Genomic DNA, 25361 nt, shown 5'->3' on the forward strand with positions numbered 1-25361 from the left:
AAAAAAATCTAAACCTCATCGACATGGACAGAATGAAACGGTTCATTCTTGCCCATGTAAACAGATTACATCAGGACAGAGGCGGCTTTCCTTGTCGTGGCGAGATAAGCCATGCATCGGCGTAACCTGTTGTGCCGTTCAGATGTGGACGGCGGAGTGCCAGGTAAGCCAGGGCAGTGGAGATAACGGCTGCTAGTCCGATCCACATGCTGTAGTTGATGTACCATGGGGCATCAGGTGTGCGTGGCCAAAGAATATTGATAATTGCCAGCACGCCATAAACCAACGCACCAATATTAATAACCATACCCCAGCTGCCTAGCCGGAAATCACCACTAGGGTGCCACCCACGCAGGCGTGCATAAAGTGCTCCAGCTACAACCATCTGGAACGCAACATAGATGCCCACAACTGCAAAACTTACAATTGAGGTAAGGGCATCTGCTGCGAAGAGGCCCAGTAACGCAATGAGGCTAGGCACCAGGCCAGCCACAAACAATGCTGTTGTAGGGACATGACTATTGGGGGAAATGCGCGAGAGCACTTCTGCGCCCGGAATCATGCGGTCTCGGGCAAAGGAATAGATCAAGCGGCTTACGGCAGCTTGAAGGCTGAGCACGCAAGACATGAATGAGATCATGACAATGGCAGCGACCCCTTTGGTGCCGACTGAACCAAACGCGTTGAATAATACGTCACTTAAAGCATTGGGGGCTTGCCCTGAGATAACGGCTGGAATGTCGGGAACTGCTAACAGCAGAGCCGCGCAGGCAAAGATAGACGCACCAACACCGATATAGATTGTCATGCGCATAGCTTTGGGAATTTGTTTTCCGGGATTGGGAATTTCTTCGGCAACGTCACCGCAGGCTTCAAAACCATAGCAGGAGAACAGGCCTAGAAGAGAAGCCGCCAGAAAAGCAGGTAGATAGCTGCCGTTGGTCGGGGCTGCATTCATTGGATCAAGAAGGGATGCCAATGAATTGACACGGTGAAAGGCCAAAAGATACCCGCCAACAAAAAGGGCACCAACCAGTTCGCATACAAAGCCAAACATCGCAACGCGCGCAAGCAGTTTGGTGCCTACAAGGTTACAGGCAGTGGAAAATATAATAAGCCCCAGCGCGATGGCCGTAGTGATAAGCGGTGTGCTTGGTGCACCTGTTAATAGAGCCAGAAAGGGCGCAGCGCCTGTAGCAACAGCTGCAATGGTGGTGAATAACGCCCAGACATAGACCCAAGCTGTAACCCATGACCATTTGCGCCCAACCAAGCGACGTGACCATGGGTAGATACCGCCTGAAATGGGAAATTGTGAGACAACTTCACCAAAAACAAGAGCCACAAGAAACTGGCCAATACCAGCAATTACATAAGACCAGATCATCGGGCTGCCACCGGTGTGCAGGCTGGCATCAAAAAGTGTGTACACCCCTACAACCGGAGAAAGATAGGTAAAGCCGAGAGCAAAATTCTCCAGCATTGACATGGAACGATCGAAATCGGATGTGACGCCAAGAGCAGCCAGACGCGCATCATCTTCGGCGGAACTGATATGGGGATGGTCCATGAACGGGAATCTCTCCGTAGTTAGTGTGCTCAGGCGGGGCAGGGGGTAAAAGGAAGCATCTGCAGGTCTGGGCCAATACCGGACGAAGTGGGGGCTCCATCATCATATGCGGCTAAATGTGCAACAGCCGTGGGTAAAAAAAACAGGCAAACCCTTTGTAAGTAGCAAGTTTGTGAGCAAGGTCACGCAGAACGCAGTGCAAGCGAGAACCCAATTTTGGTGCGCGGCATAGATCATCAGAGCAGTTCGCACCATAGGATGGATAGTAGTAGGTCAATGGGCTGGCTACGTATCGAAGGAAAAGATGTCATGACATCACTCTCCTCAAGAGAGGTTGTGAGAACCGTAGTCTACCAAGAATACCTGTTGTGAAGGCACCAGCAGATTCGTGGCAGTCCATAAGCAGTGCTGTATCGTAGGTATATGTTACGGTATCGCACCAGTCGATAATATTGTCTTTCTGATATCGAAATAACCGATAAGACTGAATGATCTGCTTAGATGTGAGGCTGATGGATCTTTGCGCAGGTGTGTTCAGCCGGACCAAAGGAGGCTCAAGACATAGGATTTTCACGTTTGATCATTTTTCCACCAGTCAAATCATGAAAAAAATAAGATTTTCAAATGGTTTATAGTCATATCTATCTTTCCGATACCTTGTGCAGCTATTATTTATTGGTTTGATATCGTAACGTATGCCACGGTTTCTCTGAACGATAAGCCCCGGCCTGGTCGGGGAACAGGAGTAGAGAGATATGTTCACCAAAATGCTCATCGGTGGCGGTTTCGTTAACGGTACGGGGGCTGAAGAAACAGTGTATGCCCCCGTTACAGGTGATGTGATTACGAACATTGCAGAGGCATCGGCTGAACAGGTTGATGCGGCTGTTGCCGCAGCTCTAGCCGCTTTTCCAGCGTGGGCTATGACTCCTCCGGCGGAACGCGCCGTTTGCCTGCTGAAAATTGCAGATGCCATTGAGGCCCAGGCTGATAACCTTGCAACTATTGAAGCTCAGAATACTGGCAAGCCTCGCCATTTAGTGCTGAGTGATGAAATCCCAGCTATTGTAGACGGTTTTCGGTTTTTTGCTGGAGCTGCGCGTAATGTGCAAGGGCCTGTTGCTGGGGAATACATGGTTGGTTACACCTCCATGCTCCGGCGGGCACCAGTAGGTGTGGTTGCGGCCATTGTTCCATGGAATTATCCTTTGCTGATGGCGGCATGGAAGCTTGCTCCGGCAATAGCTGCTGGTAATAGCTGCGTTATTAAACCTTCTGAAAACACACCCCTAAGCCTGCTTTATCTTGGACAAGTTATTAGTGAGTGTCTGCCTTCGGGCGTGATAAACATTGTGACAGGCCGGGGCGCCAGTGTTGGACAGCAACTTTTGGATCATCCCGATGTTGCTATGGTTTCTTTGACTGGTGATATCGCTACTGGGCGAAAGGTAATTACAGCGGCTGCGCGTTCAGTAAAGCGTACGCATCTTGAACTGGGCGGGAAAGCTCCCGTTCTTGTTTATGATGATGCCGATCTTGAAGCTGTTGTTCAGGGCTTGCGGACCTTTGGTTATTATAATGCCGGACAGGATTGCACGGCAGCTTGCCGCGTTTATGCAGATGCGCGGATATATGATCGCTTGGTAGCAGATCTTACAACTGCAGTAGCATCTATCCGTTTTGGTCAGGCCGATGATTCCCAGAATGAAATTCCGCCACTTGTCTCTTCACGGCAGCGTTCACGGGTAGCTGCATTTGTTGAGCGTGCAGCTGAGCTTCCGCATGTTGAAATTACAACAGGTGGAAAAATGGCTGAAGGTAAAGGTTTCTTTTATGAGCCAACTGTTGTGGCTGGTGCGCGGTCAGGAGATGAGATTGTAGAACGCGAGGTGTTTGGTCCGGTGGTCTCAGTGACGCGCTGCACTGATATGGATGCTGTGATCTCAGATGTGAATACATCTATTTACGGTCTCGCATCATCCGTATGGACGCGTGATACTGGGCGCGGCATGGCTGCGGCTGCCCGGCTGCGTTATGGATGCACGTGGGTTAATACACATTTCATGCTGGTGAATGAAATGCCACATGCTGGCTTCCGTCATTCTGGATACGGAAGTGACATGAGCCTTGGTTCTCTTGAAGATTATACCATTCCCCGTCACGTCATGGTGAAATGGAGCTAATGAACACATGAAGGATAACCCGGCTATGGGCGTACCAGCAGTCAGCCTAAGCGGCCTGATAAAATCCTATGGTCAAGGAAAACCTGTTCTCAAAGGGATTGATCTTGAAATCCAGCCGGGTGAGTTCTTTACGATGCTTGGCCCGTCTGGTTCGGGCAAGACGACAACACTGCGCCTGATTGGTGGTTTTGAACTGCCCAATGCCGGGCAGATCAAACTATCAGGGCAGGATGTAACAGGGCTGCCCCCGTACAAACGTGATGTGAACACGATGTTTCAGGATTATGCTCTGTTTCCTCATATGAGCCTATGTGACAATGTTGCATATGGTATGAAAATGAGCGGTGTACCGGCAGCTGAGCGTGCGGAACGTGCGCGTCAGGCTTTGGCGATGGTCCACCTTGATGCTGTTTCTGACCGTAGACCCTCCCAGTTGTCAGGAGGGCAACGTCAACGCGTGGCACTGGCACGTGCCTTGGTGAACAAACCAGCGCTCATCTTGCTTGATGAACCTCTGGGAGCACTTGATCTTAAGCTTCGGCGTGAAATGCAGATCGAACTTAAGCGTATTCAGAAACAAACTGGAATTACCTTTGTTTATGTCACGCATGATCAGGAAGAAGCCTTGAGCATGAGTGACCGGATTGCTGTGTTTTCTGAAGGGGTTATTGAACAGATTGGTACCCCACAAGAACTATATGAACGCCCGGCGAGCAGTTTTGTCGCGCGCTTTCTAGGGTCATCAAGTATTCTAGAGGGTGAAGATGGCCGCGCCATCTTACTGCGGCCTGAGGATGTTCGTGTAGAGACACAAGGTTATCAGAAAACGCCAAATGAGGTGATATTTCCAGGTGTTATTGAGGAAATTTCTTATCTCGGACCCGTTACACGGTGTCACGTCAGGGGCGAGGGAAACGGCACCAATGTGACAGCCATGTTGCCATCACGCACTGCGCGCAATCTTAGAGAAAATACGGCAGTTGTGGCTGTATGGACGAAGGATGTGGCTTATCCTCTGCCCCGATAAGGGGTGGTAACAGTTTAAGTATCATCAAGGAAGGATAAGGATATGAAGGGTTTTACTGCACTGCTTATGGCTTCCTGCTGTACCGCGCTGGTAGCGCAGGCGCATGCTGCTGATCTTCCAAGCACCATTGGTAAAGGTGAAGGAGATCTGAATGTGGTGGCGTGGGAAGGTTATGCTGATGATGCATGGGTTAAGCCGTTTGAACAGCAAACAGGCTGTAAGGTTCATCGCAAATATGTTGGCTCTTCCGATGAAATGGTGGCGTTAACACGTATGGGGGGCGGCAAAGGTTTTGATATTGTTTCTGCCTCCGGTGATGCGGCGTTAAGGCTTATTTTTGGGCATAATGTACAGCCTCTCAATATGAGCCTGATCCCGGCATATAATGATCTCATGCCGGAACTTAAGGAACCTTCCTTTAACACAGTCAAGGGTGTGCATTACGGTATATCTTATGAATGGGGACCGAATATCCTTATGTGGAACACCAAGGTGTTTCCGCAGGCACCCACCAGTTGGGGCGTAATTTATGATAAAGCCCATGCTGGCGTTGTGACAGTGCCAGATAATCCGATTCAGATTGCAGATGCCGCTCTTTATCTTTCACATACAAAACCAGACCTTGGAATTACCGATCCTTATGAGTTAACGCAGTTGCAAATGGATGCTGTGGTAGCACTTCTTAAGGAACAGCGTGCACTGGTTAAAAAATACTGGGCACTTGCTTCTGATGAAGTCGATCTTTTCAAAAGTGGTGATGCCCAGGTAGGTTCGGCATGGCCGTATCAGGCAAACACGTTACGGGCTGCTGGTGTGCCGGTGCAAGATACAATTCCTGTCGAGGGTGCAACGGGTTGGGCTGATAGTTGGATGATCAGCGCACATGCAGAACACCCCAATTGTGCATATCTATGGATCAACCATGTAATGACGCCAAAAGTGCAGGCTCAACAGGCGCTTTCGTTTGGTGAAACCCCAGGAAATACAAAAGCCTGTGCAGAAATGGATGCGCAACAACCGGGTGCGTGCAAACAGTATCATGCTGATGCGTCTTCTGCATATTTCGCAAGTATAAAATTTTGGAAAACACCTGTAAAATCGTGTGGGAACGGGCAGAATAATTGTTTGAATTACGGTGCATGGCAACGTGCATGGCAGCAGGTTAAACAGTAATGAAGGGCGGCAGAAAGCTTTGGGGGCATGTGGCTCTTTTGCTGCCGCCTTTTGGATGGCTGACAGTCTTCTATTTGGGTAGCTTGTTTATCTTGCTGCTTTCAGCCTTCTGGCAGGTGGATTCCATGTCTGGCGAAATTGTCCATGATTGGACGTTGGATAATTTCCGCCAGCTGATATCGGATGCAACTTACCGGATTGTTGCACAACGCACGATTGGAATTGCCGCACTGGTTACAGTAACGGATATTATTCTGGCATGGCCGCTTGCATATGTCATTGCCCGCAAAGTGGGACCACGCCTAAAGCTGACTTTGCTTGTTTTGGTCGCATTACCCTTATGGTCGAGTATGTTGGCACGTATTTATGCGTGGCGGTTAATTCTGGGTCATGATGGTGTGTTGAACTGGTTTTTGCGTGCGATTGGTCTGCCAGAACAGTCTTTTGCTTTTACAAATGTAGCGTTGTGGCTAGTATTTTCCTATTTGTGGTTGCCGTTTATGTTGATGCCGTTGGTTTCTGCCCTTGAGCGTATTCCAGCTTCTTTGGTGGATGCCGCAGGAGATATGGGGGCCACCCCTTGGCAAACTTTCCGCACGGTCATTTTTCCGTTGGCTATTCCCGGTATGGCGGCAGGCTCCGTGTTCACTTTTGCTGTCACGTTAGGGGAATATGTTACGCCCATGCTTGTTGGAGGGGCCGGGTCGGAATTTATCGGTAACGTTGTTTATTCCAATGTAGGGGTTTCAGGAAATGTACCGTTTGCAGCGGCTTTTTCCATGGTGCTTCTGGTGGTGATTGGCGCTTACATGCTGGTGGCCCGTAAGTTTGGAGCGTTTGACGGAGCATGAACGTATCTGTGCGCAATCTTGCCCTATGGGGGGCAGCTCTGGCGGTACTTGCGTTTCTGCTTTTGCCGCTATTACTCGTTTTGATGTTCGCTTTTGATGCCTCGTCTGTACAAGTCTGGCCCATACACAGTCTTTCTTTAAAATGGTTTGCGGCTACTTGGGCTGATGAAGAGGTGCGACACGCATTTTTTATCTCGCTCGAGGTTGCTGGATTAGCTACGGCATTGGCTACTGTGCTGGGTACATTGGCGGCAGTGGGTATGAATGGTCTTTCTTCACGCGTGGTGCAGATTGGTTCATTCTTTCTTACGTTGCCAATTGCGCTGCCCGGTGTGCTTACCGGTATTGCAATGAACAGTTTTTTCACAGCGTTTGACATACCCTTTACATTGGTTACGCTTGTGATTGCCCATACAACTTTCTGCACGGTTATTATCTTCAGCAATGTTATGGCACGATTGCGGCGTTTGCCTCCTTCATTAACAGAAGCAGCACAAGATATGGGGGCAACGCCTCTGCAAGGGTTTGTTACGATTACTCTGCCGCTCCTGAGTGGGGCGATCGCATCTGGAATGTTGCTGGCATTTGCTTTGTCCTTTGATGAAGTTATTGTTTCAACTTTTACAGCAGGCACGCAAACAACGCTGCCGTTGTGGATTTTTGGTGCAATCAGGCTGGGGCAGCATATGCCAGAGGTAAATGTGGTGGTGTTTGTAGTGGTGGCGGTTACACTTGTGCCAATTATCATGGGGCAGAAACTCGCTGCTTCAATTTCGCGCGAATAAGTTGGAGTAGTGGTTGCATGGCTCTGACATTGCGCCAATTGCGTTATTTTGCCTCGGTTGCAGAAGTGGGGTCCATTTCTGGTGCAGCCATGGTTCTGCTTGTCTCACAGTCCACAGTAACTGAGGCGCTTCGTACCCTGGAAGCCGAGATGGGCTTTCGGCTGTTTGATCGTCATGCACGCGGCGTTACGCTTACGCGGCGTGGGCAGCAGTTTCATTTGCGTGTGCAGCGTATTCTTGATGATGTGGCAGATGCACAGCGTATGCAGGATGAGGGTGAGGACGCTCTGGAAGGCACGCTGGTGCTTGGCGTAACGCCAATAGTGGCAGGTTATGTGCTGCCAGATTTGCTTACGCGCTTTCGTCGTGCTTTTCCGCGCGTTGAAGTCATATTGGTAGAGGATCAAGCCGAATATCTAGATCATATGCTTATTGGAGGTGAACTGGATCTGGCAATCATGTTGCGGCTGGGTGATGCAGTGCCGAGTGCTTGTGGTGCGCGGGTGATGGGTGTTTCCCTCCATAATGTATGGTTACCGCAGGGGCATCCATTGGCTGCGGATAAACAGGTAAGCTTAGGGCAATTACGTGCTGAACCTTACATTGCATTAACTGCAAACGTGCTTGAGTGCCGAATGGGCGCTGTGTGGGAACGGTTTTCTTTTCGACCAAATATCTATTTTCGCTCATCCTCTATTGAAGCTGTGCGTAGTCTGGTTGGGGCGGGGCACGGTATCGCGCTATTGCCACAGTTAATTTACCGTCCCTGGTCGCTTGAGGGCGAAAAAATTGAATGCCGGCCTGTGCAGGAAGATTTGCCCACAGCAGAACTGTTAGTCATGTGGCGGCGAGGGCTTTCATTAGGGGTGCAAGCTCAATATTTCATGGATATGGCATTACAGAGCACACCTGGTGTAGCGCATGATGGGCATTCAGAACGTGCACGGTTTCAAGATTTTTTGGATATGTAGCGAGAGATGTCTGCGAGATTGTATAAACGCAGACACTCGCAGTGTTTGGTTTGTAGAGGAATCTCAGGCACTTAATCGGCACAAGTATATATCTTATAATTGATGCCTGATTCCTCTACTGGTAACTATCTTCTAATGGCTTAATAATAACAGTAAAAATTCCTTAAAATATAAATAATTTTTACTGTTCAAATGTTCATTTATCTTCATCCATTAAAAATGAGCGTGAGGGAATGCTTTCTGCCCAATTTTTGGGTAGGGGAGATATAAAAACATTTTCCGTGCGTGTCCGGCTGATTTTCCAAACTCCATTTTCTTTACGGAAAAGATTATTAAGGCGGCTAGATCGTAATAATGAACTTCCATCATTGAAAATCCATGGCTGACAATGCACCCATTGTCCATCGCCAGTATTGCCGTGCACATGGATTTGTTCCGATGTGAGGTAATGCACATTGAGAATAAGTGCAGGATCGCGTTTTTGAAGCCAAAAATTTTCAAAATGCGTGCGAATAGCTGCTTTGCCAATACAGCGGCCGAATTGGTTGGTGTAGTATTCACCTACACCTTCCCAAATGGCATCTTCTGTATAGAGATCCATAATGCGATCTATACGGTCTTTATCCGTTTGAATGCCAAATTCAGGGCAGGGAGTATCACACAAAAACATGTAACGCGCCTGTAAACGCCTTATCGCGGCTTCACCTTCCAGTTCCTCTACGCGCTGAACAAGGGCTTCAAGTTTATTTTCTAGATTTAGGTCATGCGTCATGTTTCTTTTTCCGATAAACTGATTCTAAATACGACTTGTTTTCATAATATTTGTGGGCAAGTCAGATGTATAAGAAACCTTGGTGTTAGCCGTGGAGCATAAAAGTTTGTAAGATGGAATACTTGCGAAAAGCAGCAAGGCTCCTAAAAAACTTGCCGTGCCAGAAACAATAGCCATTGATGTGCCAATAGCTAATGGCGAATGGAAAAAATGATCGTTTAACGTGCCAATAAGTAGCGACCCGCCTGATAGCCCCCCGATAGCATTACAAAACAACATGGCCGCAGAAAAACGTGCACGCATAGTGGTTGGTACGGCAATTTGTAAAATAGTAGCTGAGGGGGGCATTGGAAAAGATGCAAAATAAAAGGCAACCGCAAATGCTGCGACAGCAAGGTACGTATTAGAAGTTGTTACACTTATAACAAGCGGGGCAGTAGCACATAGAGCAGCAAGCGCTGCCACAAGTTGGGGTGCATACCATATGCCACGAGCACTCAGTATATCAATAAGGCGCCCGCTGGTATAAACCCCGGTACAACCACAAATAATAACAATGCTACCTAACGTAATTCCCAGATCAGCATGTGAAAAATGATGGATACGCATCATCTGAGCGGGCATCCAGCTGAAGAGAGAAAAGAGCGTTACTGCCAAAAGCGTATAGCTTAACATATGGAGACTAAAGAAAGCTGGGTGCATTCTGAAAAATTCAATTGTTTTTTGAGCAGAAACAGGTTTTACAATAGATTTTCTGTGTGGAACCTCATGCACAAGCATGGCGATAATGCCGCCTAAGAGCAGGCCAGGAAAGCCAACAATTATAAAACATATTTGCCAAGCGTGCAGGCCAGCAAAATTATGCTGTTGCACAATATGCAGAAGTGGGCCGCCAAAAAGAAACGCACAGCCTGACCCTAAAAAAGATCCAAGAAAGAAAATAGCGAGTGTGCCAGAAAGTTTTTCCTTAGGTACACTATCCGCCAAGAAAGAATAAGCTGCAGGAGCCAAAGCAGCTTCCCCCAACCCAACCAGAACACGACATAGGAACAGAGACCAGAAACTGTGTGAAAGCCCACAAGCCATGGTGGCGAGGCTCCATAAAATAACGCCTCCCGCAATAATAGGCGGTCGTGGATATCTGTCACTCAGGGATGCAAGTGGGAAACCCAAAATGGCATATAGCAAAGAGAAGGCAAGACCATTCAAAAATGCAAATTGCGTATCTGTTATCAGTAGATCCGATTGGATGGGACCTATAAGAAGAGCTAGTATCTGCCTATCAATGTAGGAAAACAGATAAGCCAACATAAAGAGAAAAATAGTTGTAACCGGGCGGACAGGAGACATGGATTTTTCCTCAAAACTTTTTTGAGAAGCAGAAATTATGGCGTCTTTTTGCCTTCTAGAGATTGGTAACTGCTTGTGGCTCGTTGCAGCAGAAAGTTTCTGATATCTTCCACCTGTTCGGGAGAAATTTCTTTACTAAAGCTGACCATTCCGTATTCGGAGAGAACACCTTTATTCACAACATCGCTGAAAGACTGGGTCGAATTGATAAATGCAGACCACCGCAAATCTGGCAGTACGCCCCCGCCTACGGCGTTATCTCCGTGGCATGCCAAACAATATTGTTGATATTTCTGGTAACCCAGTTTTGCCTTTTCGGGCGAGAATGTTCCTGTAGGCGCTATAGGCTGAGGTGCTGAATTTTGCACTGGTGGGAGGTTTGCAGTGCCATCCAGTGCAAAAACCAAGATACGGGAATGGTTTATGCTACTATTATGCAAACGCGCCAAAGCACCACCCATAAGTGGGAAAACACCGCCCCAACCGGCTTCTACGGCTATATATTGTTTGCCGTCCACCATATAGGAAATGGGTGGCGCAACAATGCCTGTTTGTGCATCAAATGAAAAAAGCGTGTGTCCATCTGTTGCGCGATAAGCTTCAAATAAACCTGTTGAAAGCCCCTGAAAAACCAGATTACCCGCAGTTGTTAGAACGCCACCATTCCAAGGTGCTAAATGGGGAATGGTAAAGGCGGCTTTTTGTTCGGCGGGGTTCCATGCCAGTAACCAACCTTTTACAGTTTTACTTACCTCTGTTAGAACTTTTGGATCATCCGGTAGGCCGGTCATATCCATACCCATATTAACGCCCTGTTTGTGCATATGCCATTTAGGGTCAGACAAAAAGGGTTCAGGGAGTTGTTGGGCAGGAATATATACCAATTTGGTTTGGGGGTTATAAGCCATAGGGGCCCAGTTATGCCCGCCTAGGGAACCGGGGATACTAAACCACGGCTTATTGGTAAGAGACCATAAAGCATCTGGGTTAATATCTGGGCGACCTGTTTTGGAATCTATGCTGCGTGCCCAGTTTTGAAACGTGTAAGGAACAGCAGAAAGAAATTCACCTGTTTGCGCATCCAGAATATAGAAAAAACCATTTTTTGGCGCTTGCACAATAACATGCCGTTGCTCGCCATGAATGGGTAAATCCATTACCATAATAGGCTGCGAGGCGGTGAAATCCCACTGATCTTTTGGTGTTTCCTGAAAATGCCATACATATTCGCCAGTTTCAGGTTTTATGGCAACAATGCTGGCTAGAAATAGATTGTCACCAACCCCGTCAGAACGGAATTTGTAATTCCATGGCGCACCGTTGCCAACGCCAAGATAAACTAGATCTGTTTTTGGATCATAAACAATGCTGTCCCATACGGTTCCCCCACCGCCAGATTTGGTCCAGCCGCCTTTTGGGCTCCATGTAGGATAGGCAATATCATGCAATGCTTTGTCGGATGCCGCATGGTCAGGTTTGTTAGATGGTGCTGGAACAGTAAAAAAGCGCCAGCGTAACGCGCCTGTTTTTGCATCAAAACCAGAGACAAATCCGCGCGCACCAAACTCAGCACCGCCATTGCCAATAATAACAATGCCTTTAACAATGCGCGGAGCCCCATCCACCGTGTAGGAGCGAATGTCTCCTAACGTTGCATCATGTGGAATGGTGTGAACACTCCATACCACATGGCCTGTTTTGGCATCTAAGGCAATCAGGCGGCCATCAAATGTTCCAACGTAAATACGGCCTTGCCAGTAAGCAACACCACGATTAACCGTGTCACAGCAGCCTTTTACCGCAACATTCCCCGGAACTTTGGGGTCGTACTTCCATAAAACGTGGCCTGTGGCTGCATCCAGAGCTTCAACATGGCTCCAATTTGTACTGATGTACATAACACCATCAATGACAAGAGGAGTGGCCTCTTGCCCGCGGTTTGTATCCAGATCCTGATACCATGCCAAATGCAGGTTCTGAACATTATGATCCGTAATTTGAGCAAGCGGACTATACCGCTGCTCAGCATAAGTGCGACCATAGGTTGGCCAGTCTTCAGGATGACTGTCAGCCTGTTCAACAATGGGGTCTGTTTCCGTTGCATAAACAGACGGAGAGAGAAAAGATGCGGCAAGTAACGCCAGAACAAGAGGGCGAGGGGACATAAGCATTCTCTTTAATGGCGAATACAGATGGATTTCTGGATAGTGAAGCTATCCAACCAGTCAGATCCAAAGTCTGCTCCAGATCCGGATTGTTTCAGCCCACCAAATGGCATGTTGGGATCAATCATGACGTGGCTGTTAACCCATACGGTTCCGGCTTCCAGTTGTGCGGGTAGGGTCATGGCGGCTTGTAGGTTTTGCGTCCACACGCTGGCGGCTAGCCCAAAAGAAGAGGCATTTGCCAGTTGCAGTGCTTCGTTTGCATCTGATGTACGCGTTAAGGTCAGAACGGGTCCAAAAATTTCTTCCGTTACGCAGACGGCTTCAGGAGATGGATTTATGATGAGCGTAGGGGGAACGTAATATCCCTCTGCATTGGGGCCGTTTTGGCCAATAATAACCTGTTCAGCTTCAGTATCAGCGTTTTGAACGTAAGAAAGAATTTTCTTTTGTTGGGCTGCTGAGACCACAGGATTGATTTGTGCTTGAAGATTCATGCCTGCGCCAACAGTCATGTTTTGAATGGCTTGCGTAAGGGCATTCCTTAAAGGTTCAAACATTTTATCGGTGACATAAATGCGCGAGCATGCAGCACAAACCTGCCCCTGATTAAGGAATGATGCCAGCATAAGCCCTTGGACGGTTTGCTCCAGATCTGCATCATCCAAAACGATGGCAGGGTTTTTACCGCCCAATTCTAATGAGAACCGTTTCAGGCTATCCGCACAACTGCGGGCAATGGCTTTGCCGACAGGAGTGGAGCCCGTAAAACTGATTTTGCTGACAAGAGGATGGTTAACAAGCTGACTGCCCGCAACGGTGCCGCGACCTGTAACCACATTAAAAACGCCATCAGGCACACCGGCTTCTGTTGCTAGGCGCGCAAGATATAGAAGCGTTAAAGGGGTGGTTTCGGCTGGCTTGGCAACAACAGAGCAACCTGCAGCCAAGGCAGGAAGAACCTTCCATACACCGATTAGCAGAGGGAAGTTCCACGGAATAATGCCAGCTACAACGCCTATAGGTGTGCGCCGTGTATAGGATGTATAACGCGCATCTGGCGGAAAGGGGATAGAGACATCAAATGTCTTGCCAGTAATTGTTGTAGCCAGACCAGCTACGTATCGTATCCAGGTTTGTGCACCACCTGCTTCTAGTGCACGTGAGATGGCAAGTGATTTGCCTTGTTCCAATGTTTCAAGCTGAGCCAATATTTCAGCATCACGTTCTACAAGGTCAGCCAAGCGTAAAAGAATGCGTTCCCTTTCAGCGGGGCGCATATCTTTCCAGATACCAGATTTGAAACTGTTGAAAGCAGACGTAACAGCGCGATCTACATCCTGCGCAGTAGCATCGACTGTTGATGCAATTTGCATGCCGGTAGAGGGATCATAAATAGGTAAGCGTGCATCACCGCTAGAGGGAACAGCTCCACCATTTATGTATAATTCATGTGATATGGAAACAAAATTGGCGACGGATGCCAGCAAAGAGTCCATGACCAATACCTTTGTATGTTTCGATAACGAAATGGGACAGATTCATTCCGTATATGTCAACAGAATTTTATGACGGAAAGAAATTATTGTTCTGACAATTTATCTTAGAAAACTTATTAAAAATAAAAGAATTTCTAAAATAATACGAAATTATTTCCGTGATATGCCGCAGCCATATATAAATTTTTCATGATAGAGAACACATAAAACCCGCACCAAAAGCAGCATCGGGAACGCATATTTTTTCGGCATTGATCTGCACGTTGTGATTAATTTTTAAGCATATTCATTTTGATATAAAAATAATGATCCTGAGAAATATTTTTTAGTGGAAATTTCACTTTCATATTGTCCTAATAAAAGGGTGATGGCGCGCTAGATTCAGGCAGGCCAATAGACCAAGCAACCATCAAAAGGATAATCATCATGAGAAACATCGGCGTAAGGACAAAAAGAGTCGTTTGTGAGCTCATGCTGCAACATGACAAAACCCGTTTTCAGGATTCCGGTTTCTGAGCGGAAGGAAGAACTGTTTTTTGTCTATAACATTGCGATTCCGGAATGAAAAAATGCGTGTTTCTGTCCAATATCAAGGAAAGTGGCGGGGAGCTTTCTGTTGCATGTCACACCATTTGAACAAGGCCTGTAATACGCTTAGCGTATTCTTCATGCTCTCTTGTGGTGCTGTTGTTGTGGAAAGTGGCACAGCAAGGGCCCAATCTGCGCCAGGTGCCACAGCTCAACCAGCTCTATTGCAAGAACATGCCGCAACATCCCAAATAGAGAGCGGGATTGCCGATTCATCTGCCACCTCGGATCTCTTAAAAAAATCTCGTGAGTTAACAGTTACAGGTAAGAAGCGGGTAGATGATGATAGTGATTCTATGTCAGCCCCGAACAATATCAGCACGAAAATCATGCCGGCTGTTCCTGTAGCGGTTGCAAGCAATAAGCCTAAAAAAGGTATTTTTTACAATGCACTTAAACCGTTAAAAGATCATGGCATTACATTTCATCTGCTTCTGATCGATAATTTTGTCAGCAATGTTGTGGGGGGTGTTCGCCCCGGTACAAGGTTGCAAAACTCTTTGGGGGTTATTGAAACCCAATTCGATCTGGAAAAGTTAATTGGCTGGAAAGGGGCGCAAATCAACTTTGGGGAAGATATCTTTTTCCTGCGCAATAATGATAAGCACTGGTCTCAGCAGGTAGGCGATAACATTATCGGCTATCAGCCTCCGCATCTATTCCGTGGTAATTATCTCAGTGAGCTCACGCTTGATCAAAAGCTCATGAATAACAAACTGGAAATTGAAGGCGGCCGTGCAAATATTTCACGGTATTTCTTAATTCCAAACTGTAATCAGATTCTAACCTGCTTTAAGGATATTTGGTCTCAAGATGCTGGGGTCAGTACGTTTGTGTATGCCACATGGTCTGGTCACATTATGTACCATATTACACCTTCTTTGTACATTCAGGCTGCCGCTACAGAGGTGAATAAAACAACGTTTTTCACAAATGGCTGGAAGTGGGATACGGGCACATCCAATGGGGCCACCGGGGTGGGTGAGATTGGATACCTGCGCGGGTTTGATAAAACGGCTTATCCATCCATGTATGAGTTCTTGGGGTATTATAACTCCTCAACCGTGCAAGATCCTATTCGCACTGTGCGTGGCACCTCTCAGTTGTATGATAAAAGCTCTGCAGCGCAGATGCATACAGGTATGTCGGGTATTTTCTTTAGTGGGCAACAATATGTGTGGCGTAAGGACCATGGTGCAACCAAAGACCCACACGGTATGGCATTAGCCGTTTATGGTGGTGCAGGTACAGATTTTGAAAGTTATGCTCCTATACAAGCAGAAGCATATTTGGGGGCATTTGTTCAGGCTCCGTTTGCCTCGCATCCTTTGGATAGTTACGGCATCCAATTCCACTGGAGCAAGCTAGGCACGCGGGAGCAGGACTTTCTTGGCCAAGCTAACAAAATAAGTGGGGGTGATGGAAAACGCCCAGGTGCAGATCATCTTGTTGCAGATATTCATGCACATACGTTTTTGTTCCCGAATGTGGCATTGGAACCAAGCCTACAGTACGTCATCAATCCCAACACCTATTACGCTCCAATGACTGCCAAGCACCCCCATAATGCGCTGGAGGTGGGTGCAACACTCTTTGTTTATCTCGATAAAATGGCAGAGTTCCCCTGATAAAAAGCGCGTGGCACCCAGTCATACTTGGCTTTGGATTTAGGGAAAATATTTTTTGAGAAAAATGAGAAAAATAAGTGGAAATGTAAACTAATTAAGGTTACGTTTTCGATATAAACAAACTGCAGGAGATTCGGGAGGTTAAGAAATAATCTCCATCTCTGGGCAGAAAGGACGCGAAGCCCGCATCAGTGGCATCGGCCTTGAAACGTGAAGGGGAGAAACATTCATGTTGATCCAGACGCCAGAATGCAAAGCTGATCTGGCCAAAGGGCCTGCTTTTGATGCTCTGATTGAGGACATCAGTTCCCGTGCTCTTGAGTTCCGGGAAAATCGCAGGATCACCAAAGATATCATTGAAAAATTTCAAGAAATTGGCGTGTATCGTGCATTGGTTGCGCGTCAATTTGGGGGAATGGAAGTGTCCCCCATGTCTTTCCTTGAATTGATAGAACGCATTGGCTGGGCCGATGCCTCAGCCGGTTGGGTTGCCAGCTTTGGTGTTTCTGCAACTTATCTGGTTGCATTGCCCCTTGAAACACTCAAGAAATTATATGCCAACGGGCCTGATATTGTTTTTGCTGGCGCCATTTTCCCGGCTCAACCTGTGCAGGTTAAAAATGACCATTTTGTTGTAAAAGGTCGTTGGCCATTTGCCAGTGGGTGCACTGGGGCATCTTTTATTGGTGTTGGTATTGCCGTTGCAGATGAAAAGTGCGGTTTACCCCGTACAGCAGTTCTGCCAGCTACTGATGTAACCATTGATGAAACTTGGAACACCATTGGCCTTTCTGGCACAGGTAGCCACGATGTGGTGGTGAGTGATGTAGAAGTTGCGCCGGAATGGACGTTTATCCGAGGTGGTGCCCCATCTCTGGATTTGCCTCTCTATCGCTATCCTTCCCTATGTTTCGCCGCACAGGTTCTTTCTGTTGTTGGTTTGGGTTGTGCGCAGCGGGCTATTGATGAAGTTGTCAAAATGGCAGCTGGGCGTAAATCCATCACTGGCGCCCCTACAATGGCTGATCGTGCTCAGGTTCAGGCCGCGGTTGGTGAGGTTTCTGCTCAGCTTTCCGCTGCGCGTGCTGCTTTTTATGGTGTTACAGCAGAAGCGTGGGATGTCCTGAGCGATGGTGGCACTGTTACGGAAGATCTTGCAAACCGTATTCGGCTGGCTGCAACCCATGCTGCACAAACATGTGCCGAGGTAGCCCGAACCTGTTTTGCTCTGGGTGGCATTGCTGCCGTTCATAAAGACCACATTCTGGCACGTTGTTTGCAAGACTGCGTTGTTGTTGCGCAACATGCCTTTATGGGGCGCGGAAATTACGAAGCTGCAGGCCGTGTCATGCTTGGTCGTGGCGGGCGTCCTGGTTATCCATAATTTATAAGTGAGAAAAACAATGTCAAATCCAGACAAAAAGCCATTGCGTGTTCTGTTTTGTATTGGTGTAACACAGACATTTTTTGATTTGCCTGCATCTGGCATCAAAACAGTATGGGCAGGGGTAGGTGAAATGCTGAAAGGCATGAACTCCCTGCCAGGGCTGACAATTCTGGGAACGATGGATGATGATCAGGTTATGGTCGGTGCATCTCATGCTTTCCCGTGGACCTGCTATATTCTTGCAGATGTTGATAGCGTGGAAACCGTTACCGCTGCTTGCAACCTGTTCCGTGTAACAGAAGTGGGAGAGCATCGGCTCTGGCGTTACCTCAGAGTGGAAGCCCGCATGGGCCGCGTGCTTGAAGTTCCAGCCTAAAACATATGCCTCGTTCTGTGTCTGAAAAAGGCATGCAAGGTCTCCGCCCGTAATAGGCGAACAATATTTTTTGATCCTTCATAAAGAGGATTTGCGTTCATGACAGCTTTTCCTGATGTCAAACAGCTTCTCGCAGAAGATCGTGCTGATGGGTCCATTTACAGCAATTCTGATCTGTATGACATGGAAATGGACCGTATTTTCATGCATAACTGGATATGGGTTGCTCATCGGAGTGAGCTTCCTGAACCAGGTGAATTTATTACCACTTTTGTTGGTAGCCACCCTGTTATTGTTTCACGGGATAGGCAGGGTGTGGTGCATGTTATGCTTAACCGCTGCCGCCACCGTGGGGCGACTGTGTGTGAGCAAAAGCACGGTAAAGCCGCCAGTTTTGTATGCCCATATCATGGATGGGCCTATGGGTTGGATGGCGCGTTACGTGGTGTGCCGCATCAGGACGGCTATACCGGTCAACTTGATAAATCCAAGCTTCCTCTCGTAAATCTGAGAGTGGAAGAATATAATGGATTAATTTTTGCCACTTTTGATAAATCCATTATGTCTTTGGAAGACTGGCTTGGCCGGGCCAAACCGTGGATTGATCTGTTCATGAAGCAGGGTGCTTATTGGCCCATCAAAACCATGGGTGAGCATAAATTTACTTTTCCAGGAAACTGGAAAATCCAGCTCGAAAATACAACAGATGCTTACCACTTCCCTATAGTTCATAAGCCATACCTTGATTCTGTTGATAAGGAGACAGAAGATACATTCTCCTTCCTAGATGGAGAGGGATATGTAGAAGACTTGGGGCATGGCCACTCTGTTATGGTCATGATTCCAGATTTGGTGGATCTTGAAGAAGATCTGGATCGTCCCATTCCCATGCGCTTTGAAAAATTGGCTGAAGATCTAAGTAAGGATCACACACCTCAAGAAGTCAGACGCATTGTGCGTGCTGTTGGTGGAACGGGTTTCAATCTCAATCTGTTTCCAAATCTTGCGTGTTCAATGGCATTTTTCCGTGTTCTACGGCCTTTGTCTGTAAACGAAACAGAAATACGGCATATTGCTATTGGAATGGATGGTGGCCCAGCTATCGCCAATCAGGCTCGGTTGCGCCTTCATGAACACTTTCAAGGGCCAATGGGTTTTGGCACGCCTGATGATGCAGAAGCATGGGATCGTGTGCAGCGCGGTTCACTTGCAGGGCGCGATATTCCCATTTTGTTAAATCGAGGTATCGGGCACGAAGCAAAGCGTGAAAACGGTAATCTCTATAGTGATGTCAGTGCAGAAACAGGAATGCGCGCTGCGTACCGGCAGTGGTTTGCAGATATGACCGAGGAGAATGAAGCATGAGCATTTCTCTGAATGATGCCGTAGAGCTTGTAACGTTAGAAGCTGATCTGCTGGATGATGGGCAGTTTACTGAATGGCTCAAGCTTTATACGCAATCAGGTTTTTATATTATTCCTATTGATCCTGATGCAGACGATTACGCCGATACACTGAACTATGCGTATGATGATGCTGAAATGCGTCAAAAACGCGTTGAACGTTTGATTGGGGGGCGCGCTATTTCAGCAGCTCCTCCAGCACAGACAATCCGGTTGCTTTCACGCTACAGGCTTCTGGAATCTGATGATCAGCGATGTGTGCTCCGTTGCGCCCAGTTGTTAACGGAGCTTCGGCAAGGGCGGGAGCGTTCTTATGCAGCCAATGTGATATTTACGTTGGTGAAAGAAGAAGATTCTCTAAAAATCGATCAGAAAGTCATTAAGATTTTAGGATCAACAGAGGCTCTAACAGCCGTGAGTTATATCCTGTAATGCGGACGGCTTTGGTAACAGGCGGAGCGCAGGGGCTTGGTGCTATTATAGTGTCAAGCCTCGTGCAGGCGGGCTATCGGGTTGCAATTGCGGATATCAACCCAGATGTGGCTCAACATTTGGTAAAGGAACATGGCGAGGAGAAGGTTGCTGTTTTCGGGCTGGATGTAAGCAATGAAAACTCGGTCGAACAGGTTCTGGACCAGGTTGAAGAACGCTTTGGCTTACCATGGCTCTTGGTAAATAACGCGGCAGTTATGAAGGCACAGCCTGTGCTGGAAATTGATATGCCAACGTTTGAGCGCATTATATCGGTTAACCTGTGTGGGACTTTCCTGTGTAGCCAGCGGTTTGCACGGCGTCTTGTCGCAGCCAAGCAGAGCGGACGAATTGTAAATATCGGCTCGTTGGCGGGGCAAAATGGTGGATCTGCTACAGGGGCACATTATGCAGCCTCAAAAGGGGGGATTCATACCCTTACCAAAGTGTTTGCGCGGGATCTGGCGCCGTTAGGGATTACCGTTAATGCAATAGCGCCAGGTCCGTTAGATCTGCCATCTGTTGCAGCAACAATTGGTGTAGATCGTTTGCCTGCTCTTAAAGCTGCATTGCCAACAGGTAAGCTAGGCCGCCCCATTACGGTGGCGCGCATGGTTGTGGAAATGGCGCGTGAAGATGCTGATGGGCTAACGGGATCTACAATTGATATTAACAGTGGATTGTATTTGCGATGACCAGACAATCTCATTTGTTGAATGTTACAGTAGATGCATGTAAATTGCGCGGATCTGTCCTTTGCTTTGATCTCAAAGCCTCTAATGGAGCAGATCTGCCGGTGTGGGAAGCTGGTGCCCATATTGACCTGTATCTTGAAGAAGGGTTGATCCGCCAATACTCCTTGTGCGGGAACCCGGCTGATCGGAAGCGGTATTCTTTAGCTGTGCTGTTGGACCCTAAATCTCGAGGAGGGTCCATTGCTGTGCATCGTCTTGTGCGTGATGGGGCACAACTTCAGATCAGCCTACCACGTAATTTGTTTCCATTGGATTGTGATGCAGAAAGCAGTTTGCTTATTGGTGGTGGCATAGGCGTTACGCCGATGATCGCAATGGCATATGAACTGTATGACAAAGCGCAAAACTTTGCTCTACACTATGTTGCGCGTGATCCGGTTTTTGCGCCTGTTTTACAGGCTCTTCCTTTTGTCGCCCATGTTGTTATTCATGATCACAGTCAGGCAGAACGGCCACGCTTTAACGTGCAGAATACGCTTGCCCAATGGATAGATCAAAATGGATCCGGGGTTCATGTGTATGTGTGTGGTCCAGAAGGGTTGATGCAGGCCGTTGCGCAGGCAGGTAGCGCTTGTGGATTGCCAGAAGAGCATGTGCATCAGGAAGCCTTTTCTGCCCAACCCGTAGAAGGTGGGGCTGGATTTGAAGTGCTGGCTGCCAAAAGCGGGGTGCGTGTTCAGGTTGCAGAAGATGAAACCATAGCAGCAGCTTTTGCTCGTTCTGGTGTGCGTGTGCCTGTAAGTTGTGAGCAAGGTATCTGTGGCACGTGTGTTGTATCTGTTCTGGAAGGTGAGCCAGACCATCGTGACGAATATCTGACAGACGAAGAAAAAACGGATCAGATTGCTCTTTGTTGCTCACGATCCAAAACACCTTTGCTTGTAGTAGACCTATGAACAAAATGCCTCGTGTTTGTATTGCCGGTATGGGAGGAATGGGTGGAACCTTTGCATCCATTCTTTCATCCAGACCAGTCATGCTATCTGTTGTTGCACGGGGCAGCACTTTACAAGCCTTACGCGAGAATGGATTGGTTTGTCAGAATGGATCAGAAATTACGCGGCATTCTCTTAGAGTAAATGATCGCGCACCTTCTGAAATACAGGATCTGATCATTCTTTCTGGTAAATCCTACCAACTGCCTGATCTGTTCAAAACTGTTAGCCATGCCGTAGGCCCGAACACACTTATTATACCCGTTCTGAATGGCCTACCATGGTGGATGATTGCACAGACAAATACAGCACGAAGTGTTGTTAAAAAGATTACCCATACTTTGGACCCAGAAGGTAATCTTGGAAGTATTCCAACCGAGAATATTATAGGGTGTGTTGCTTATGCTTTTGCTCAGGTAACTGCACCAGGGAAAGTAAATATTTCTGGCTCTTCTCGATTTATATTGGGGAATGCACTACCCGGTCAGAATACTGTTGATAGGGTTTTGACGTGGCTGGAAGGTGGAGAAGGGAATTTTGCAGAAACACCTGATATTAAAAAGGAAATCTGGAATAAACTTTCTTTGAATGTTGCAACAAATTTTTTATCAGTTTTATGTGAGGGAACTTTAAAAATTCTCTCTTCCAATCCAGATCTTTGCGTATTGGTTAGGCGGTGTCTTGTAGAAATTCAGGTTCTTGGTCAGGACTGTGGAATTGGCGGCTTACTTTCCATTGATGAGTTAATGAGCAAAGTGGAACAAGGGGGAAATCATCCCACATCTATGTTGCAAGATTATCTTCGGAATAAGCCATTGGAATTAGCTGCCATGGGGGATGTTATTATACGCCTTGCGCACCATCATGGGCTTGTTCTTCCTACTACAGAAGCACTTGTAGGCCTGACACGTAACAAAGCATCAAGACGTTATTAAGCTTGCAAAAGGAAGTAAAAATGTCGGACTTGTGGAGTGCTGATGAAACAAAGCTCCGTATTCAATTAGCGGAATGTTATCATCTCATTGATTATTTTGGATGGACTGAAATGATTTTTAATCATATTTCAGTCCGCCTTCCGGGTGAACCAAAGCGTTATTTGGTAAATGCTTTTGGTTTAAATTATGATGAAGTCACGCCAGAAAACTTACTGATTGTGGATGCTGATGGCCATATTATCAGTAACAGTGCAAATAAACCTAATCCGGCAGGGTTTGCGTTACATGGCTCTATTCATGGTGCCCGAGATGACATTCATTGTGTTATTCACACACATACCAATGCTGTCTGTGCGGTTGCCATGAAAGAGCAAGGCTTTAGCCACGATAATTTTTACGGGGCGCAGCTTTTTGAACGCGTTGGGTATCATGATTTTGAAGGTATCACCCTTTATGATGATGAACGCCCACGTATGCTTGCCAGCTTGGGCAACAAGCATGTTCTGGTTTTGCGGAATCATGGTGTTGCTGTTGGTGGGGCAGATGTACCACGTGCCTTTTTCCTGCTTTGGATTGTGCAAAGAGCGGCCGAAATTCAGTGCCAGACAGGTATGATTCCCGGAAAAGACATTACTCTTTCAGATGAAATACGCCGGCGCTGTGCGCAAGATGCAGAAGGCGTGATTGCAAATTCACAAGCTGCCCAAAAGATGTTTGATGCAGCAGTGCGCAAAATACGTAAAGAACGAGGCCCCCTGTGGGCAGGAGATCAAGTATGAATGCTAACACCACAATGCGAGATGATTTTCGCAAAGCAATGTCGCATTTTGCAACAGGGGTAGCCGTTGTAACTGCCCAAGGAGAGCAGGGGGCACAGGGGGCTACTATTAGTGCGCTAAGTTCTGTTTCCTTGGATCCTGTTTTACTGTTAGTTTGCCTCAACCGCAAAAGTTCAACTTATAAGGCCATTGCGGAAAGTGGACGTTTTGCACTGAGCATTCTCTCCAAAAATCAGGAAGATAAAGCTTATTTCTTTGCATCTCCAGCATTGGATAAAAATGTAGAGACAGAAACACTTTGTCATGAAAATGGTAGTTTGTTTGTAAAGGATGCTCTTGTGCATATTTCCTGTTCTGTACAAGAAACTTTAACAGGTGGCTCTCACGAAATCTTTCTAGGAAGCCCAGACTACGTGAAAGTAACAGGTACAGAACCTTTGTTGTATTTCAAAGGTGGTTTCAATTTGTTCTAAAAATAACATGTAAATACGAACCTACCTAAAGTTCTGCAAAGGAATGGTTATGCTGCCAGATCCCACGGTTATTGCTGAAAACCTTATTGATACAATTAACAAGCATGAAGGTAAGATTCATGCATTTACGCAGTACAATCCCGAACAGATACGGCGGGATGCAGCCTATCTTTCTGCTGGGCCTCTGACAGGGATGAGCGTTGGCGTAAAAGATATTGTAGAAACTGAAGCATATTTCACCGAGTATGGGTCCGGCATCTACAAGAACAATCAATCTCGTGCAGATGCAGCCTGTGTTACATTGCTAAAGCAGGCAGGTGCATTGGTGGCTGGTAAAACAGTCACAACGGAATTTGCTTTTTTTCAACCCGGCCCAACAGTAAATCCATATGATACAGCACGCACACCGGGAGGTTCATCTAGTGGATCTGCTGCGGCTGTAGCATGTGGTATGGTGGATATAGGTATTGCGTCTCAAACAGCTGCGTCTCTTACACGTCCGGCATCTTATTGCGGTATTGTTGGTTTTAAACCTTCTTATGCACGCTACAATGCAGCAGGGGTGAAATATCTGGCCCCATCATTTGATGCGCTGGGTGTTGTTACGCGAGATGTAACTTCGTCAATTAAAGCTGATAATGTATTAAAAGGGCCAAAATCAGCAAGCGTTGAACTGCCCTTGCAAAAGCCCAAACGCATCGGGTTTTGCAAAACCCCATGGTGGAGCCAAGGAGATGCAGACATGCATCAGGCTCTGCAAAGTGCTGCGGATTTGTTCGGGCAACATACATCTCTTGACGAAGTAGATTTGGCAGATTTTGAAGAAGGCGCGGATCTGCATCTGACCATTATGAGTTATGAAGCAGCTCAGTCTCTCGCATGGGAATATACAGCAAAGCGTGAACAAATAAGCCCACAGGTAGCCGCGTTGATTAAAGCTGGTCAGGCTATTACCCGACAGGATTATGAGGAGGCGCTAGCAAAAGCACAAAATCTACGGCAAAAAGCAGATATCCTGTTTGAAACGTACGATGTGCTTCTTGCTCCCGCAGCACCGGGGGTTGCACCTTTACTGGAAGAGGGTACAGGTAGCCCACTTTTTAGCCGTTTGTGGACACTTTTGTACCTGCCTTCTCTTACTTTGCCGGGTATGGTGAACAAGGCCGGTTTGCCTATTGGCGTGCAATTTCTAGGACGCTATGGAGCGGATGAAGCCCTGTTATCTTATGGCTTATGGGCAGAACAGATTTTGCCAGACCGTCCGCTTTGTTCTGGTTAATTTTAT

General features: G+C 47.2%; 22 protein-coding genes. 17 read left to right on the forward strand and 5 right to left on the reverse strand.

Translation table 11 applies throughout. The features are described from left to right. Nucleotides 1-70: 70 nt before the first annotated feature. Nucleotides 71-1570, reverse strand: coding sequence for an APC family permease (locus tag FCN51_RS21095; protein ID WP_160256779.1), 1500 nt, complete (start codon nt 1568-1570; stop codon nt 71-73). Between the two features lie 755 nt (nt 1571-2325). Here FCN51_RS21095 and FCN51_RS21100 point away from each other — a divergent pair. From FCN51_RS21100 to FCN51_RS21125, 6 genes are read left to right on the forward strand one after another with little or no spacing between them, the layout of a single operon-like run. Beyond that, entirely contained in the window at nt 2326-3753 is a 1428-nt protein-coding gene (locus tag FCN51_RS21100) for a gamma-aminobutyraldehyde dehydrogenase (protein ID WP_160256780.1), read from the forward strand. A gap of 7 nt (nt 3754-3760) precedes the next feature. Further along, nucleotides 3761-4780 (forward strand): ABC transporter ATP-binding protein, encoded by a 1020-nt coding sequence (locus FCN51_RS21105; protein WP_003625905.1) that lies wholly within the window; start codon nt 3761-3763, stop codon nt 4778-4780. 42 nt (nt 4781-4822) lie between these two features. Beyond that, nucleotides 4823-5953 carry an ABC transporter substrate-binding protein gene (locus tag FCN51_RS21110; RefSeq protein WP_160256781.1) on the forward strand — a complete coding sequence of 377 codons (1131 nt, stop codon included), beginning with the start codon at nt 4823-4825 and terminating at the stop codon, nt 5951-5953. Then, nucleotides 5953-6804: an ABC transporter permease gene (locus tag FCN51_RS21115; RefSeq protein WP_003625901.1), complete on the forward strand. Its 852-nt coding sequence runs from the start codon at nt 5953-5955 to the stop codon at nt 6802-6804. The genes FCN51_RS21110 and FCN51_RS21115 overlap by 1 nt, the downstream gene beginning before the upstream one ends. Further along, nucleotides 6801-7589 (forward strand): ABC transporter permease, encoded by a 789-nt coding sequence (locus tag FCN51_RS21120; RefSeq protein WP_160256782.1) that lies wholly within the window; start codon nt 6801-6803, stop codon nt 7587-7589. The genes FCN51_RS21115 and FCN51_RS21120 overlap by 4 nt, the downstream gene beginning before the upstream one ends. Before the next feature lie 17 nt (nt 7590-7606). Beyond that, the gene (locus tag FCN51_RS21125) at nt 7607-8560 is read left to right on the forward strand and encodes a LysR family transcriptional regulator (protein ID WP_003625896.1); all 954 of its coding nucleotides are present in this window, start codon (nt 7607-7609) and stop codon (nt 8558-8560) included. A gap of 196 nt (nt 8561-8756) precedes the next feature. Here FCN51_RS21125 and FCN51_RS21130 read toward each other — a convergent pair whose 3' ends face one another. The 4 genes from FCN51_RS21130 to FCN51_RS21145 all read right to left on the reverse strand — a co-directional run bounded on the left by FCN51_RS21130 (nt 8757) and on the right by FCN51_RS21145 (nt 14346). After that, nucleotides 8757-9332, reverse strand: coding sequence for a nuclear transport factor 2 family protein (locus tag FCN51_RS21130; RefSeq protein WP_003625894.1), 576 nt, complete (start codon nt 9330-9332; stop codon nt 8757-8759). Nucleotides 9333-9356: 24 nt separating this feature from the next. Continuing rightward, entirely contained in the window at nt 9357-10643 is a 1287-nt protein-coding gene (locus tag FCN51_RS21135; RefSeq protein WP_310255393.1) for an MFS transporter, read from the reverse strand. Nucleotides 10644-10717: 74 nt separating this feature from the next. Then, nucleotides 10718-12853: a PQQ-dependent dehydrogenase, methanol/ethanol family gene (locus FCN51_RS21140; RefSeq protein ID WP_003625891.1), complete on the reverse strand. Its 2136-nt coding sequence runs from the start codon at nt 12851-12853 to the stop codon at nt 10718-10720. A 5-nt stretch (nt 12854-12858) separates the two neighbouring features. Beyond that, on the reverse strand, nt 12859-14346 hold the full coding sequence (locus FCN51_RS21145) for an aldehyde dehydrogenase family protein (protein ID WP_003625890.1): 1488 nt from the start codon (nt 14344-14346) through the stop codon (nt 12859-12861). Between the two features lie 620 nt (nt 14347-14966). Here FCN51_RS21145 and FCN51_RS21150 point away from each other — a divergent pair. The 11 genes from FCN51_RS21150 (at nt 14967) to FCN51_RS21200 (ending at nt 25355) form a co-directional block, all read left to right on the forward strand. Continuing rightward, entirely contained in the window at nt 14967-16562 is a 1596-nt protein-coding gene (locus tag FCN51_RS21150) for a carbohydrate porin (RefSeq protein ID WP_236661199.1), read from the forward strand. A gap of 229 nt (nt 16563-16791) precedes the next feature. After that, nucleotides 16792-17946: an acyl-CoA dehydrogenase family protein gene (locus FCN51_RS21155; protein WP_003625886.1), complete on the forward strand. Its 1155-nt coding sequence runs from the start codon at nt 16792-16794 to the stop codon at nt 17944-17946. 19 nt (nt 17947-17965) lie between these two features. Beyond that, entirely contained in the window at nt 17966-18325 is a 360-nt protein-coding gene (locus tag FCN51_RS21160; RefSeq protein WP_003625884.1) for a hypothetical protein, read from the forward strand. 99 nt (nt 18326-18424) lie between these two features. Further along, entirely contained in the window at nt 18425-19690 is a 1266-nt protein-coding gene (locus FCN51_RS21165; protein ID WP_003625882.1) for an aromatic ring-hydroxylating oxygenase subunit alpha, read from the forward strand. Beyond that, a complete protein-coding gene (locus tag FCN51_RS21170; protein WP_014457357.1) occupies nt 19687-20160 on the forward strand; it encodes an aromatic-ring-hydroxylating dioxygenase subunit beta in 474 nt (157 codons plus the stop codon). Before FCN51_RS21165 ends, FCN51_RS21170 begins: the two co-directional genes overlap by 4 nt. Beyond that, the gene (locus tag FCN51_RS21175; protein WP_160256785.1) at nt 20160-20894 is read left to right on the forward strand and encodes an SDR family NAD(P)-dependent oxidoreductase; all 735 of its coding nucleotides are present in this window, start codon (nt 20160-20162) and stop codon (nt 20892-20894) included. Before FCN51_RS21170 ends, FCN51_RS21175 begins: the two co-directional genes overlap by 1 nt. Beyond that, complete coding sequence (locus tag FCN51_RS21180) at nt 20891-21850, forward strand: PDR/VanB family oxidoreductase (RefSeq protein WP_160256786.1); 960 nt, start codon at nt 20891-20893, stop codon at nt 21848-21850. The genes FCN51_RS21175 and FCN51_RS21180 overlap by 4 nt, the downstream gene beginning before the upstream one ends. Continuing rightward, nucleotides 21847-22824, forward strand: a complete 978-nt coding sequence (locus FCN51_RS21185; RefSeq protein ID WP_236661201.1) for a ketopantoate reductase family protein — start codon at nt 21847-21849, stop codon at nt 22822-22824. The genes FCN51_RS21180 and FCN51_RS21185 overlap by 4 nt, the downstream gene beginning before the upstream one ends. Nucleotides 22825-22844: 20 nt before the next feature. Continuing rightward, the gene (locus FCN51_RS21190; protein ID WP_020944421.1) at nt 22845-23603 is read left to right on the forward strand and encodes a class II aldolase/adducin family protein; all 759 of its coding nucleotides are present in this window, start codon (nt 22845-22847) and stop codon (nt 23601-23603) included. Continuing rightward, nucleotides 23600-24076, forward strand: coding sequence for a flavin reductase family protein (locus FCN51_RS21195; RefSeq protein WP_014457352.1), 477 nt, complete (start codon nt 23600-23602; stop codon nt 24074-24076). Before FCN51_RS21190 ends, FCN51_RS21195 begins: the two co-directional genes overlap by 4 nt. Before the next feature lie 49 nt (nt 24077-24125). Next, nucleotides 24126-25355 carry an amidase gene (locus FCN51_RS21200; RefSeq protein ID WP_236661204.1) on the forward strand — a complete coding sequence of 410 codons (1230 nt, stop codon included), beginning with the start codon at nt 24126-24128 and terminating at the stop codon, nt 25353-25355. The last annotated feature ends 6 nt before the right edge of the window (nt 25356-25361 follow it).

The sequence above is a fragment of the Acetobacter pasteurianus genome (assembly GCF_009914215.2).
Taxonomy (GTDB): Bacteria; Pseudomonadota; Alphaproteobacteria; order Acetobacterales; family Acetobacteraceae; genus Acetobacter; species Acetobacter pasteurianus.

What these genes read in the sequence shown, in the direction of transcription:
- FCN51_RS21115 (WP_003625901.1), top strand. Translation starts at nt 5,953, where the DNA reads ATGAAGGGCGGCAGAAAGCTTTGGGGGCATGTGGCTCTTTTGCTGCCG.
- FCN51_RS21165 (WP_003625882.1), top strand. Translation starts at nt 18,425, where the DNA reads ATGACAGCTTTTCCTGATGTCAAACAGCTTCTCGCAGAAGATCGTGCT.
- FCN51_RS21195 (WP_014457352.1), top strand. Translation starts at nt 23,600, where the DNA reads ATGAATGCTAACACCACAATGCGAGATGATTTTCGCAAAGCAATGTCG.
- FCN51_RS21110 (WP_160256781.1), top strand. Translation starts at nt 4,823, where the DNA reads ATGAAGGGTTTTACTGCACTGCTTATGGCTTCCTGCTGTACCGCGCTG.
- FCN51_RS21200 (WP_236661204.1), top strand. Translation starts at nt 24,126, where the DNA reads ATGCTGCCAGATCCCACGGTTATTGCTGAAAACCTTATTGATACAATT.
- FCN51_RS21160 (WP_003625884.1), top strand. Translation starts at nt 17,966, where the DNA reads ATGTCAAATCCAGACAAAAAGCCATTGCGTGTTCTGTTTTGTATTGGT.
- FCN51_RS21175 (WP_160256785.1), top strand. Translation starts at nt 20,160, where the DNA reads ATGCGGACGGCTTTGGTAACAGGCGGAGCGCAGGGGCTTGGTGCTATT.
- FCN51_RS21180 (WP_160256786.1), top strand. Translation starts at nt 20,891, where the DNA reads ATGACCAGACAATCTCATTTGTTGAATGTTACAGTAGATGCATGTAAA.
- FCN51_RS21190 (WP_020944421.1), top strand. Translation starts at nt 22,845, where the DNA reads ATGTCGGACTTGTGGAGTGCTGATGAAACAAAGCTCCGTATTCAATTA.
- FCN51_RS21130 (WP_003625894.1), bottom strand. Translation starts at nt 9,332, where the DNA reads ATGACGCATGACCTAAATCTAGAAAATAAACTTGAAGCCCTTGTTCAG.
- FCN51_RS21155 (WP_003625886.1), top strand. Translation starts at nt 16,792, where the DNA reads ATGTTGATCCAGACGCCAGAATGCAAAGCTGATCTGGCCAAAGGGCCT.
- FCN51_RS21095 (WP_160256779.1), bottom strand. Translation starts at nt 1,570, where the DNA reads ATGGACCATCCCCATATCAGTTCCGCCGAAGATGATGCGCGTCTGGCT.
- FCN51_RS21185 (WP_236661201.1), top strand. Translation starts at nt 21,847, where the DNA reads ATGAACAAAATGCCTCGTGTTTGTATTGCCGGTATGGGAGGAATGGGT.
- FCN51_RS21150 (WP_236661199.1), top strand. Translation starts at nt 14,967, where the DNA reads ATGTCACACCATTTGAACAAGGCCTGTAATACGCTTAGCGTATTCTTC.
- FCN51_RS21100 (WP_160256780.1), top strand. Translation starts at nt 2,326, where the DNA reads ATGTTCACCAAAATGCTCATCGGTGGCGGTTTCGTTAACGGTACGGGG.
- FCN51_RS21145 (WP_003625890.1), bottom strand. Translation starts at nt 14,346, where the DNA reads ATGGACTCTTTGCTGGCATCCGTCGCCAATTTTGTTTCCATATCACAT.
- FCN51_RS21140 (WP_003625891.1), bottom strand. Translation starts at nt 12,853, where the DNA reads ATGCTTATGTCCCCTCGCCCTCTTGTTCTGGCGTTACTTGCCGCATCT.
- FCN51_RS21125 (WP_003625896.1), top strand. Translation starts at nt 7,607, where the DNA reads ATGGCTCTGACATTGCGCCAATTGCGTTATTTTGCCTCGGTTGCAGAA.
- FCN51_RS21135 (WP_310255393.1), bottom strand. Translation starts at nt 10,643, where the DNA reads ATGTTGGCTTATCTGTTTTCCTACATTGATAGGCAGATACTAGCTCTT.
- FCN51_RS21105 (WP_003625905.1), top strand. Translation starts at nt 3,761, where the DNA reads ATGAAGGATAACCCGGCTATGGGCGTACCAGCAGTCAGCCTAAGCGGC.
- FCN51_RS21120 (WP_160256782.1), top strand. Translation starts at nt 6,801, where the DNA reads ATGAACGTATCTGTGCGCAATCTTGCCCTATGGGGGGCAGCTCTGGCG.
- FCN51_RS21170 (WP_014457357.1), top strand. Translation starts at nt 19,687, where the DNA reads ATGAGCATTTCTCTGAATGATGCCGTAGAGCTTGTAACGTTAGAAGCT.